Below are 12,933 nucleotides of genomic sequence, written 5' to 3' on the forward strand. Positions count from 1 at the left end.
TGCGCCCGGAGTAGGCGCCGGATAAGGAAATGGACCTGGGGCCTACGAAACCGGGCTCCCCGATGGCTCAGGGTGTAAGGGCGGGCGCTCACTTGTGCGCCAAGACGCCCCTGCCACGTCCGCTGCCCACTTCTGCCGCTCACAGAAGAGAGACCCTGACCCATGTCCTGGCTGTCGAGATTCAGCCTCGCCCAACGTGCCCTGATAGGCCTGATGTCGATCATCGCCATCGCCTTCGGAGCGATCGCGATACCCCAGCTCAAGCAGCAGCTGCTGCCCTCCATCGAACTGCCCATGGTGTCGGTGCTCGCGCCGTACCAGGGCGCCGCGCCGGACGTGGTCGAGAAGCAGGTCGTCGAGCCGATCGAGGACAGCCTCGAAGCCGTCGACGGCATCACCGGAGTCACCTCCACCGCGAGCGAGGGCAACGCCGTGATCATGGCGTCCTTCGACTACGGCCCCGACACCCAGAAGCTGGTCGCCGACGTCCAGCAGGCCGTCAACCGGGCCCGCGTGCAGCTCCCGGACGACGTCGACCCGCAGGTCATCGCCGGTTCCACGGACGACATCCCGACCGTCGTCCTCTCCGTCACCTCCGACCAGGACCAGCAGGCCCTCGCCGACCAGCTCGACCGGACGCTGGTGCCGGACCTGAAGGACATCGACGGCGTCGGGCAGGTCACCGTCGACGGCGTACGCGACCTCCAGGTCACCGTGACCCCGAACGACGCGAAGCTGGCGAAAGCCGGCCTGACCTCGGCGGACCTGTCCCAGGCCCTCCAGGCCGGCGGCGCCACCGTCCCGGCCGGCTCCTTCGACGAGGGCGGCGACAACCGCACCGTCCAGGTCGGCGGCGGCTTCACCTCGATCCAGCAGATCGAGGACCTCATGGTCACCGGCCAGGGCACCTCCGCCTCCGCCGACCGGAAGAAGCCGGTCCGCCTCGGTGACGTCGCCGCCGTCGAGCAGGAGCAGGCCCCGGCCGACTCCATCACACGCACCAACGGCAAGCCGTCCCTCGCCGTCGCCGTGACCATGGACCGCGACGGCAGCGCGGTCGCGATCTCCGACGCGGTGCGGGACAAGCTGCCGGAGATGCGGGGGGACCTCGGTACGGGCGCCACGGTCACGGTCGTCAGCGACCAGGGCCCGGCGGTCAAGAAGTCCATCGACGGACTGACCACGGAGGGCGCCCTCGGTCTGCTCTTCGCGGTCCTGATCATCCTGGTCTTCCTGGCGTCGATCCGCTCGACGCTGGTGACCGCGGTCTCCATCCCGCTGTCGGTGGTCCTGGCCCTGATCGTGCTGTGGACCAGGGACCTCTCGCTGAACATGCTGACCCTCGGCGCACTGACCATCGCCATCGGCCGGGTCGTCGACGACTCGATCGTGGTCCTGGAGAACATCAAACGGCACCTCGGCTACGGCGAGGAGCGCGAGGAGGCCATCCTCAAGGCGGTCCGCGAGGTCGCCGGGGCGGTCACCTCCTCCACCCTCACCACGGTGGCCGTTTTCCTGCCGATCGGCCTGGTCGGCGGCATGGTGGGTGAGCTGTTCGGCTCCTTCAGCCTGACCGTGACGGCGGCCCTGCTGGCGTCGCTGCTGGTCTCGCTGACGGTCGTCCCGGTGCTGTCGTACTGGTTCCTGCGCGCCCCGAAGGGCACCCCGGCCGACGCCGACGAGGCCCGCCGCAAGGCCGAGGAGAAGGAGGCGAGGAGCAGGCTCCAGCGCCTCTACGTCCCCGCCCTGCGGTTCGCGACCCGGCGCCGGCTCACCAGCGTGCTGCTCGCGATCGTCGTCCTGATCGGCACGTTCGGCATGGCGCCGCTGCTGAAGACGAACTTCTTCGACCAGGGCGAGCAGGAAGTCCTCACCGTCAAGCAGGAGTTGAAGCCGGGCACCAGCCTCTCCGCCACCGACGAGCAGGCGACGAAGGTCGAGAAGCTGCTCGCCGGCACCGAGGGCGTCAAGGACTACCAGGTCACCATCGGCTCGTCCGGCTTCATGGCCGCCTTCGGCGGCGGCACCGACACCAACCAGGCGTCGTACCAGGTGATGCTGGAGGACTCGGCGTCGTACGAGGACGTCCAGGACCGTATCGAGGCGGGCCTGAAGAAGCTCGACGGCGTCGGTACGACCACCATCGCGGCCGGTGACGGCTTCGGCGCCCAGGACCTGAGCGTCGTCGTCAAGGCGGCCGACGGGGACGTGCTGCGCAAGGCGGCCGAGCAGGTCCGCGAGGCGGTGGCCGGCCTGGACGACGTCACGGACGTGACCAGCGACCTGGCGCAGAGCGTGCCGCGCATCTCGGTCAAGGCCAACGACAAGGCGGCCGCGGCCGGGTTCAACGACCAGACCCTCGGGATGGCGGTCGGCCAGGCGGTCCGGGGCAACACCGCGGCCCAGGCGACCCTCGACGACACCGAGCGGGACGTCGTCATCAGGTCCGCCAAGCCGGCGACGACGCTGAAGCAGCTGCGGGAGCTGTCGCTGGGCCCGGTGAAGCTGGGCGACATCGCCGAGGTGAAGCTGGTGGACGGGCCGGTCTCGATGACCCGCATCGACGGCCAGCGCGCCGCCACGATCACGGCGAAGCCGACCGGTGACAACACCGGTGCGGTCAGCACGGACCTCCAGGCCAAGATCAACGAGCTGACGCTCCCGGCGGGCGCGACGGCCTCGATCGGCGGAGTCTCCGAGGACCAGGACGAGGCGTTCGCCAACCTGGGCCTGGCGATGCTGGCGGCCATCGCCATCGTGTTCATGCTGCTGGTGGCGACCTTCCGCTCGCTGGTCCAGCCGCTGATCCTGCTCGTGTCGATCCCGTTCGCGGCGACCGGCGCGATCGGCCTCCTGGTGGCGACCGGCACCCCGATGGGCGTCCCCGCGATGATCGGCATGCTGATGCTGATCGGCATCGTGGTGACCAACGCGATCGTGCTGATCGACCTGATCAACCAGTACAGGCGGCAGGGCTACGGCGTCGTGGAGGCGGTGATCGAGGGTGGCCGGCACCGGCTGCGGCCCATCCTGATGACCGCGCTGGCGACGATCTTCGCTCTGCTGCCCATGGCCCTGGGCGTCACCGGCGAGGGCGGCTTCATCGCCCAGCCGCTGGCCGTGGTCGTCATCGGCGGCCTGATCACCTCGACCCTGCTGACCCTGCTCCTCGTCCCGACGCTGTACGCGATGGTGGAGCTGCGCAAGGAGCGCCGGGCGAAGAAGCGGGCGGCGAAGAGGGCGAGGAAGGCGGGCGCCCCGGACGAGCAGACGTCAGGTTCGGGTTCGGCCACGGGGCCGGGCTCGGGTTCGGCGTCGGACGAGCCGGAACCGGCCGGGGTCTGAGGCCCGGCCAGACGGCTCGGAAACCTGAGTTCCACGCCTCGTGAGACAAGCGGCTCGGCCCGTTCCAGGAGAAGTCCTGGGACGGGCCGAGCCGTTTTCCGGGGTGCGCGCGTCCCGCTGTTTCAGCCGCGCAGGCGGGCGTTGAGCCGGGCGGCCTGACGGGTCAGGTAGTCCCGTTCGGCGAGGTCGGACGCCTTCCGGGCCGCCTCGGCGTAGAGCCGTGCGGCCTTCGGCAGGTCGCCGTCGCGTTCGTGGAGGTACGCGGCCGCCGCACTGTACCGGGGCAGCGAGTCGTCCAGCGCCGCGAGCGCGGCCAGCCCGGCGCGCGGTCCGTCGGCCTCACCCACGGCCACCGCCTGGTTGAGCCGGACGACCGGGCTGTCGGTGAGGCGCGCGAGCTCGTCGTACCACTCGACGATCTGCACCCAGTCGGTCTCCTCGGCGGTGAGCGCGTCGGCGTGCAGGGCCGCGATGGCGGCCTGGGCCTGGAACTCGCCCAGCCGGTCCCGGGCGAGGGCCGCCTGGAGGATCCGGACGCCCTCGGCGATCGACGCGGTGTCCCACCGGCCGCGGTCCTGCTCGGCGAGCGGCACCAGGCTGCCGTCGGGCGCGGTCCGGGAGGCGCGCCGGGCGTGGTGCAGCAGCATCAGGGCGAGCAGCCCCGCCACCTCGGGGTGGTCGATCGCGGCCGCGAGCTGCCGGGTGAGCCGGATGGCCTCGGCGGCGAGGTCGACATCCCCGGAGTAGCCCTCGTTGAAGACCAGGTAGAGCACGCGCAGCACGGTGGCGACGTCGCCGGGCTGGTCGAACCGTATGCCGGACACGGTGCGCTTGGCCCGGCTGATGCGCTGCGCCATGGTCGCCTCGGGCACCAGGTAGGCCTGGGCGATCTGCCGGGTGGTGAGCCCGCCGACGGCACGCAGCGTGAGCGCGACCGCGGACGAAGGGGTCAGCGACGGGTGCGCGCACAGGAAGTAGAGCTGGAGCGTGTCGTCCACGTCGGGCGTGGGCCCGGGGGCCGGCTCCTCGTCGACCAGGTCCTCGCGCCGGCGGCGGGCGCTGTCCGCCCGGGCCTGGTCGAGGAACTTGCGCCAGGCCACGGTGACCAGCCAGCCCTTGGCGTCCCGCGGCGGATCGGCCGGCCACACCCGCACGGCCTCGACCAGCGCGTCCTGCACGGCGTCCTCGGCCGCCGCGAAGTCGGCTCCGCGGCGGACGAGGATCGTGAGCACGCCCGGGGTGAGGCTGCGCAGCAGTGCCTCATCCATGGAAGAGGCACTCCGGGTTCCTGGGCGGCGCGCCCAGGAACGGCCGCACCTCCAGCCACTCGTGGATCGGCTTCCCGCCCGCGCCCGGGGCGGCCGACAGCTCCCCGGCGAGCTCGACGGCCCGGTCGTAGCTGTCGACGTCGATCACCATCCAGCCGGCGATGAGGTCCTTGGTCTCGGCGAACGGCCCGTCGGTGACCGGCGGCCGCCCCTCACCGTCGTACCGGACCCACGCCCCCTCGGGCGCCAGCGCCTGGCCGTCGACGAACTCACCGGTCTTCTCCAGCCGGGCCGCGAAGTCGTTCATGTACTGCACGTGCGCCGAGATCTCCTCCGGCGTCCACTGGTCCATCGGCACGTCGTTCACGGCAGCCGGGGCGCCACGGTAGTGCTTGAGCAGCAGGTACTTCGCCATGGTCTCTCTCCTCGATGCTGTGCGACCCATTCTGGTCGCGTTCACCACGGGGACGGAGCCGATGACGGCTTCTCGACATCGTGCCGGAAGTTTTTTCGGCGCACCGCACATCGAGCCCGGCGAACAGTCCGACGGACCGGCCTGCGGATCTTTGTGTCTTCCGCCAGTACGGCCTTGTGCCTGCCCGCCGGAAGACTTCCCGTCACAGGCCGCGGCGGGTCCCGGGACGGGACGGTCGCGGCCCCTGGACGTGACGACGAAGCACAGGGGAGGACACCACGATGGGCGTGCAGCAGTACGACGAGATCGGTGAGGCGTTCGAGGGCTTCAAGTCCCTGCCGTTGACGCGGTACGGAGAGGTGCCCAGCTTTCTGGACCTGGTCGGGGACGTGCGCGGGAAGTCGGTTCTCGACCTGGCGTGCGGCACCGGGTTCTACAGCAGGGAGTTCAAGCGACGCGGCGCCACGGAGGTGCTCGGCGTCGACATCTCCGGCGAAATGGTCGCCGCCGCACAGCGGTTGGAGGAGGGCGACCCGCTGGGCGTGCGCTACGAGGTGGGCGACGTGGCCGAACTGCGCCCGCTCGACCGCCGCTTCGACATCGCCCTCGGGGTGCAGCTGCTCAACTACGCGCAGACCATCGCCGAGCTGGAGGCGATGTGCCGCAACGTGCACCGCGGTCTGGTGCCCGGCGGCGAGTTCTTCGTGCTCGCCCAGTCACCGGACTACCCCGGCGGCGGGCAGGACCTGGCCAAGTACGGCTTCCTCTGCGAGCCGACCGGCGAGAAGATCGAGACCGGGCCGCGCTTCCGGGTCACGGCGCTGCTCGACCCGCCGATCTCGATCATCGGCGCCGTGCCGAGCCGCGAACTCTACGAAGCGTCTCTGCGGGCGGCCGGCTTCAGCGAGCTGACCTGGGTGCCCCTGGAGGTGTCCGAGGCCGGTGTGCGCGAGTTCGGCGCGGACTTCTGGACCGACTTCCTCGCCGAGCCCCCGCTGGAGATGCTGCGCTGCCGCGCCTGAGGGGGAACGGACAAGGGCGGGACCCGACCAACGGACAAGGGCGGAGCCCGACCGCGATGGCCGGGCCCCGCCCTCATGCGTACGGCGCTCGGTCGTCCGCTTCCGGCCCGGCTACGGCAGCGCCAGCATCCGCTCCAGGGCCAGCTTCGCGAACGCCTCCGTCTCCTTGTCGACCTCGATCCGGTTGACCAGGTTGCCCTCGGCCAGCGACTCCAGGGTCCAGACCAGGTGGGGGAGGTCGATGCGGTTCATGGTCGAGCAGAAGCAGACCGTCTTGTCGAGGAAGACGATCTCCTTGCCCTCGGGCGCGAAACGGTTCGCCAGACGCCGTACGAGGTTCAGCTCGGTCCCGATGGCCCACTTGGAGCCGGCCGGGGCGGCCTCCAGGGCCTTGATGATGTACTCGGTCGAACCGACGTAGTCCGCCGCCGCCACGACCTCGTGCTTGCACTCGGGGTGCACCAGGACGTTCACGCCCGGGATGCGCTCGCGGACGTCGTTCACCGAGTCCAGGCTGAAGCGGCCGTGCACCGAGCAGTGGCCGCGCCACAGGATCATCTTCGCGGCGCGCAGCTCGTCCGCCGTCAGCCCGCCGTTCGGCTTGTGCGGGTTGTAGACGACGCAGTCCTCCAGGGACATGCCCATGTCCCGGACGGCGGTGTTGCGGCCGAGGTGCTGGTCGGGCAGGAAGAGCACCTTCTCGCCCTGCTCGAACGCCCAGTCAAGCGCGCGCTTGGCGTTGGAGGAGGTGCAGATCGTGCCGCCGTGCTTGCCCGTGAACGCCTTGATGTCCGCGGACGAGTTCATGTACGACACCGGCACGACCTGCTCGGCTATGCCGGCCTCGGTCAGCACGTCCCAGCATTCGGCGACCTGCTCGGCCGTCGCCATGTCGGCCATCGAGCAGCCGGCGGCGAGGTCGGGCAGGACGACCTTCTGGTCGTCGGACGTCAGGATGTCCGCCGACTCGGCCATGAAGTGCACGCCGCAGAACACGATGTACTCGGCCTCCGGGCGGGCGGCCGCGTCCCGGGCCAGCTTGAACGAGTCACCGGTCACATCCGCGAACTGGATGACCTCGTCGCGCTGGTAGTGGTGGCCGAGCACGAAGACCTTGTTCCCGAGCTTCTCCTTGGCCGCGCGGGCGCGCTCGACCAGGTCCGGGTCGGACGGCGAGGGAAGGTCGCCGGGACACTCGACGCCGCGCTCGCTCCTCGGGTCGGCCTCACGGCCGAGGAGCAGCAGGGCGAGGGGCGTCGGCTGTACGTCGAGCTCCTGGGTCTGGGCGGTGGTCACGACACGCACCCTTTCTGTTCTGCGGCTCGCCGGGACCGGAGGATCCGGGCCCGGCGGGTCAAGCGGGACACCTTCATCGACCTTCTCGTCGATTTGACGCTATCTATCATAACCGGTTCACGTCAGTTTGACGATGGCCATCATGTCGATGTGACGTGAATCCCGGTGACGGGTCCGCGTATTCCCCAAAGAGGCGTTTTCCGCTTCGTGCGCCGTGTGCGAGCATGAAGAAAGACGGAAAGACAAGCGCCCGGCCCTGGAATGAATCCGCGGCCCCGCCGGTTGCACACGTCGGCAAGCAGTCTCCGTACAACCCGGGAGAGATGTAGATGTCCGTATCGGACGAGACCAGCACCGCCACCGACGGCATCATCCTGAGTGACGCCGCCGCGGCCAAGGTCAAGGCCCTGCTCGACCAGGAAGGCCGCGACGACCTCGCGCTGCGTGTCGCCGTTCAGCCCGGTGGCTGCTCCGGCCTGCGCTACCAGCTCTTCTTCGACGAGCGCTCGCTCGACGGCGACGTCGTCAAGGACTTCGGCGGGGTCAAGGTCGTCACCGACCGCATGAGCGCCCCCTACCTGGGCGGCGCGTCCATCGACTTCGTGGACACGATCGAGAAGCAGGGCTTCACGATCGACAACCCGAACGCGACGGGCTCCTGCGCCTGCGGCGACTCCTTCAGCTAGGCGGCCCGGCCGAGCACTGTGCCGGCCCGCTGACACGCGGAAAGGCGGCGACCCCCTCCGACGGGGCCGCCGCCTTCCTGTGTCCGCGGACCCTTTACCGGGCCCCGGACGTCTGCGGTGTCGCCGGGAGCCGCGCCCCGGGCTTCTCCAACGGGACCGCCTGGCCGTCCGTGCCCACGACCTTCCGGTCCCCGAGCGGCTCGTCCAGCCGCACGGTCTTGTGGAACACCTTGGCGATCTGGATGCACACCTCACCCGACTGCGACGTCTCCGTCACCCGGACCGTCACCTCGTCGGCGCTCTCGCTCGCCGTCACCTTGTAGTCGGCGCACACCCCGCCCGTGAAGGCCACGGTCAGCTCCTTGCCGTCGGCCGTGTAGCCGTCCGCCCCCACGTTCCGGACGATCGGCGACGAACTCGGCTCGTCCTTCGGCCCGCTCGGCCGCGGGGAGACCGGTCCCGACGGCTCCTCGGACGGCGCCGACGACACCAGGAACTCCGGGTCGATCGCCGGATACGTCACCGTGAAACTGTCCTGAGCCCCCGGCGACCGCACCTCGAACAGCCACGACGGCACCAGCGCCTGCCGCGCCTCCACCTGGTGCGCGGCCAGCCCGAACACCGCCTTCTCGACCGTCAGGGTGTCCTTCGCCGGCGCCCCCGTCGACGCCTGCGCACCACAGGGCGCCTCGAGCCGGTCCTTCAGCGGCACGGGACTGGCACAGCCGCCGATGCCCATACGGTGGCCGGTCCCCGGCGCCGCGTTCAGCAGTCCGAGCGTCTTCTCGGCGTCCAGCACGGGGTACGTGTCCCCCTTCACCGGCGCCTTCAACTGGCCGCTGCCGCCGACCACCTCGCCCTGGGCGCTCACGGTCACCCCGGTGGTCCAGCCGTACGTGGGCAGTCCGCCCACCACGGGATTCGCGTTCACCACCCGCTGGGCGCCCATGAGCTGGCTCGCGTCGAGCTTCGCGTCGTCCTGGCCCACCGCCTTGAGCACCGGCGCGGCGGCCTTCCTCGCGGCGGCCTCGCTCACCGGGTCGTCGGTCGGACCGGCCGGGTCCTGCCGGCAGACGGTGGTGCTCTCGCAGTTGTCGGTGCCGGGGGAGTAGCGGGAGAACGTCCAGGTCCCCGGCGCCTGCCTGTTCACCTGAAGGCCGGGCCCCGCCCCGTCCGTGGCCCCGACCCGCCAGGTCTCCCCCTGCGCGACCGGCTTCCCGTCCACCCCGAGCGCCTCGGCCAGCCGGGCCACCTCGGCCGCGCCGACCTCACCGCCCGCCCGGTACACGGGCGCCGACCCGGGCCCGTCCGACAGCTCTCCGTCGGCCTTGTAGGTGACGCCGTACGGGTTGGGCTCCCCGGGCGCGATACCGCCCGTGCCGCCCGTACCGGGCTCGCTGTAGCCGTCGAGGCGCAGCGGCGGCGGAGACCCGCCGTCGGCCGCCCCGGACGCCGTACCACCGTCCGACCCACCGGACGTACTCGCGGCGAGATACGCACCACCGCCCCCGACTAGCAGTACGGCGGCGGCGACGGAGGCGATGACCGCGGGGGAGCGGCGCCGGGGCGCGTCGGAGACATCGGGGTGTTCGGCGCCGCCGACCTCAGGAGCACCGCCGTCCGGATGTGCCCCCTCGGCACGACCGACCTCGGCGCCGTGCCCGCCACCGGCCGTGGCCTGGGCGTCGTCCTGGGGCCCGACCTCGGCGTCGTCCTCGGCGTCGTCCTCGGCCGTGACCTCGGCGTCGGGTACGGCCGTGACGTCCTTGGCACCGCCGCCCGAAGCCTCGGTACCAGCGGCCTCGGCGGCCTCGGTGGCCTCCGCGCCCTTCTCCTGCCCGGCGACCTGCTCCTCGGCGGAGCCGTCGGCGCCCGTGTCGTCGTTCTCGGGTCGCTCGGTGTTCACCGCATCGCTCCTTCGGCTGCGCACATGTCCCAGGACCCTGACCCGACCCTGTCAAAAGAGTCGGTCCGTCGGGTCGTATCCCGCATCCCCTTTACGGGGGACGCCGATGGGACGCAGCGGGGGAGCGCGCGGTTCCCCGAACGGCGCAGTCGGCTCAGTCGCCGTAGTCCGACATCGCGTCCACCAGCCGCGCGGACCTGGGCGGCACGGTCACCCCGTGGATGCGTGAGGGGGAGACGGGACGGGAAAGGACACGATCGGGAGCGGCCCAGTGAGGAGCCATCCGCGCGCAGTCACCCAGCAGTGACGCCAGGTCGACCTCCGGGTCGGCCGGAGCGGGGGCGCGGACCTCGAATTTCGTCATAGCCGCACCGTAGACACGCCGGAGCCCGCGAAGAAAGATCTACTATCGGGTAGTTTTGGCCACTTCAGAGTGCCGGTCACGAACGGTAGCGTGGACTGTCAATTCCGCCTCCCCGCAGGAGACCTCCCGCCGTGCGCATCGCAGTCACCGGCTCCATCGCCACCGACCACCTCATGACCTTCCCCGGCCGCTTCGCCGACCAGCTCGTCGCGGACCAGCTGCACACGGTCTCGCTCTCCTTCCTGGTCGACAACCTGGACGTCCGCCGGGGCGGAGTCGGCGCGAACATCGCCTTCGGCATGGGCCAGCTGGGCACGAAGCCGATCCTGGTCGGCGCCGCGGGCTCCGACTTCGACGAGTACCGGGCCTGGCTGGACCGGCACGGCGTCGACACCGGCTCGGTCCGTATCTCCGAGACCCTGCACACCGCCCGTTTCGTCTGCACCACCGACGCCGACCACAACCAGATCGGCTCCTTCTACACCGGTGCGATGAGCGAGGCCCGCCTGATCGAGCTGAAGACCGTCGCGGACCGCGTCGGCGGCCTCGACCTGGTCCTGATCGGCGCCGACGACCCCGAGGGCATGCTCCGCCACACCGAGGAGTGCCGCGCCCGCCAGATCCCCTTCGCCGCCGACTTCTCCCAGCAGATCGCCCGCATGGACGGCGACGAGATCCGGATACTGCTGGACGGCGCGACGTACCTCTTCTCCAACGAGTACGAGAAGGGCCTCATCGAGTCCAAGACCGGCTGGACGGACGAGGAGATCCTCGCCAAGGTCGGCCACCGCGTCACGACCCTCGGCTCGCGCGGCGTCCGCATCGAGCGGGACGGGCACGACCCGATCGAGGTCGGCTGCCCCGAGGAGGAGCGCAAGGCCGACCCGACGGGCGTCGGCGACGCCTTCCGCGCCGGGTTCCTCTCGGGGCTGGCGTGGGGGGTTTCGCTGGAGCGGGCCGCGCAGGTCGGGTGCATGCTCGCGACGCTCGTCATCGAGACGGTGGGTACGCAGGAGTATCAGCTGCGGCGGGGGCACTTCATGGAGCGGTTCACGAAGGCGTACGGGGACGCTGCCGCCGAGGAGGTCCGTAAGCACCTCGGCTGAGGCCGGGTGCGAGTGCGACTACGCGTCCGCCTCGGCGGGCGCGTAGCCGGGTGCGGGTGCGGGTGCATGGGGGCTGGTCGTGCAGTCCCCCGCCCCCCTGGAAGGGGCGTTCAGCTCGCCCGGCGGATCACATACGCCGTTCCTCGTTCCGCCGGTTCCTCCCCTACGTACTCCTGCCCCCGCATCTCGCACCACGCCGGGATGTCGAGCCGGGCCGCCTCGTCATCGGCCAGTACCCGTACCAAGCCCCCCACCGGCACCTCCCCGATGACCTTGGCGAGTTCGATGACGGGGATCGGGCACAGCTTGCCGAGGGAGTCCACGACCAGGACGTCGTCGCGTACGACCGTCTCGGCGGCCGGCGCGCCCAGCTTCTCCCGGACCCCGGCCACCGCCCCCGGCAGCACCTCCAGGAACCGCTCCACGTCCTGCGCGGCCGTCCCGAACGGCAACGAGACCCGCACATTCCCCTCACTCAGCACCCCCATCGCCCGCAGCACATGGCTGGGCGTCAGCGTGCTGCTGGTGCAGGACGAACCGGAGGAGACGGAGAAACCGGCGCGGTCCAGCTCGTGCAGCAATGTCTCCCCGTCGACATAGAGACAGGAGAAGGTGACGATCCCGGGGAGCCGGTGCTCCGGATCGCCGACCACCTCCACGTCGGGCACCAGCCCCGGCACCTGGACCCGGATCCGCTCCGTCAGCTCCCGCAGCCGTACCGCCTCTTGGGCCGCCTCCGCCCGCACGGCCCGCAGCGAGGCCGCCGCCGCCACGATCGCCGGGATGTTCTCGAACCCGGGTGCTCGCCCCGACTCCCGCTCGTCCGCTGGCCCTTGCGCCGCGAACCGCACGCCCTTGCGTACGACCAGCAGGCCGACGCCAGACGGCCCACCCCATTTGTGTGCACTCCCGGTCAGCACCGACCAGTCACCCTCGACCCGCCCCCACCCCAGCGACTGCGCCGCGTCCACCAGCAACGGCACCCCGGCCTCCCGGCACACCCCGGCCACTTCGGCCACCGGCTGCTCGGTCCCCACCTCGTGGTTGGCCGACTGCAGACAGGCGAGCGCGGTGTCGGCCCGGAGGGCATCCGTGAAGCCCTGCACGCTCACGGCCCCCGCCCGGTCCACCGGAACCTGCGTGACCGCCCCGCCCCCGGCCTCGTGCGCGTCAGCCGCATGGAGCACAGAGGAATGTTCGACGGCAGACACCATCAGGTGACGCCCGACCCGCCGCCGCCCCGCCAATACCCCGGCGATGCCGGTGTGGACAGCCCGAGTGCCGGACGGCGTGAAGACCAGCTCGTCCGGCCGGCACCCCACGGCCTCCGCGGCAGCTTCCCGCGCCGCGTCCAGCAGCAACCGGGCCCTGCGGCCTTCTCGATACAGACGTGCTGGATCAGCCCACCCTTCATCGAGCGAGGCCTGTAGCGCCTGCCGAGCAACAGGATGGAGAGGAGCACTGGAAGCAGCGTCGAAGTAGCCCACAAGGCAACGCTAAACGCCCGGTCAATGCAACGCCGCAA

General features: G+C 71.0%; 10 protein-coding genes. 4 read left to right on the forward strand and 6 right to left on the reverse strand.

Features of this window, described 5'->3' with window-relative positions; genetic code table 11:
• The first annotated feature begins 162 nt into the window (after positions 1 to 162).
• Entirely contained in the window at positions 163 to 3,345 is a 3,183-nt protein-coding gene (locus tag ACFZBP_RS27635; RefSeq protein ID WP_391416990.1) for an efflux RND transporter permease subunit, read from the forward strand.
• A 122-nt stretch (positions 3,346 to 3,467) separates the two neighbouring features.
• Here the strand turns inward: ACFZBP_RS27635 and ACFZBP_RS27640 are convergent, their stop codons facing one another.
• Both ACFZBP_RS27640 and ACFZBP_RS27645 read right to left on the reverse strand, forming a co-directional pair.
• Positions 3,468 to 4,613, reverse strand: coding sequence for a DUF6596 domain-containing protein (locus tag ACFZBP_RS27640; RefSeq protein ID WP_391416992.1), 1,146 nt, complete (start codon positions 4,611 to 4,613; stop codon positions 3,468 to 3,470).
• Positions 4,606 to 5,028 (reverse strand): YciI family protein, encoded by a 423-nt coding sequence (locus ACFZBP_RS27645; RefSeq protein WP_391416994.1) that lies wholly within the window; start codon positions 5,026 to 5,028, stop codon positions 4,606 to 4,608. Before ACFZBP_RS27645 ends, ACFZBP_RS27640 begins: the two co-directional genes overlap by 8 nt.
• A gap of 281 nt (positions 5,029 to 5,309) precedes the next feature.
• On the opposite strand from ACFZBP_RS27645, the gene ACFZBP_RS27650 reads away from it, so the two are divergent.
• Entirely contained in the window at positions 5,310 to 6,050 is a 741-nt protein-coding gene (locus ACFZBP_RS27650; RefSeq protein ID WP_391416996.1) for a methyltransferase domain-containing protein, read from the forward strand.
• Positions 6,051 to 6,161: 111 nt separating this feature from the next.
• On the opposite strand, the gene nadA is transcribed toward ACFZBP_RS27650, so the two are convergent.
• On the reverse strand, positions 6,162 to 7,346 hold the full coding sequence (gene nadA / locus ACFZBP_RS27655; RefSeq protein ID WP_217209465.1) for a quinolinate synthase NadA: 1,185 nt from the start codon (positions 7,344 to 7,346) through the stop codon (positions 6,162 to 6,164).
• A gap of 329 nt (positions 7,347 to 7,675) precedes the next feature.
• On the opposite strand from nadA, the gene ACFZBP_RS27660 reads away from it, so the two are divergent.
• A complete protein-coding gene (locus tag ACFZBP_RS27660; protein ID WP_030951236.1) occupies positions 7,676 to 8,032 on the forward strand; it encodes an iron-sulfur cluster assembly accessory protein in 357 nt (118 codons plus the stop codon).
• A 94-nt stretch (positions 8,033 to 8,126) separates the two neighbouring features.
• On the opposite strand, the gene ACFZBP_RS27665 is transcribed toward ACFZBP_RS27660, so the two are convergent.
• Together ACFZBP_RS27665 and ACFZBP_RS27670 are read right to left on the reverse strand one after the other, a co-directional pair.
• Positions 8,127 to 9,938 (reverse strand): hypothetical protein, encoded by a 1,812-nt coding sequence (locus ACFZBP_RS27665; protein WP_391416999.1) that lies wholly within the window; start codon positions 9,936 to 9,938, stop codon positions 8,127 to 8,129.
• Positions 9,939 to 10,092: 154 nt separating this feature from the next.
• Positions 10,093 to 10,302 carry a hypothetical protein gene (locus ACFZBP_RS27670; protein WP_383444371.1) on the reverse strand — a complete coding sequence of 70 codons (210 nt, stop codon included), beginning with the start codon at positions 10,300 to 10,302 and terminating at the stop codon, positions 10,093 to 10,095.
• 131 nt (positions 10,303 to 10,433) lie between these two features.
• On the opposite strand from ACFZBP_RS27670, the gene ACFZBP_RS27675 reads away from it, so the two are divergent.
• A complete protein-coding gene (locus tag ACFZBP_RS27675; RefSeq protein WP_383444374.1) occupies positions 10,434 to 11,408 on the forward strand; it encodes a carbohydrate kinase family protein in 975 nt (324 codons plus the stop codon).
• A gap of 110 nt (positions 11,409 to 11,518) precedes the next feature.
• On the opposite strand, the gene ACFZBP_RS27680 is transcribed toward ACFZBP_RS27675, so the two are convergent.
• Entirely contained in the window at positions 11,519 to 12,895 is a 1,377-nt protein-coding gene (locus ACFZBP_RS27680) for an aminotransferase class V-fold PLP-dependent enzyme (RefSeq protein ID WP_391417002.1), read from the reverse strand.
• Between the last annotated feature and the right edge of the window lie 38 nt (positions 12,896 to 12,933).

Source organism: Streptomyces sp. NPDC008086, assembly GCF_042957325.1.
Classification (GTDB): Bacteria; Actinomycetota; Actinomycetes; order Streptomycetales; family Streptomycetaceae; genus Streptomyces.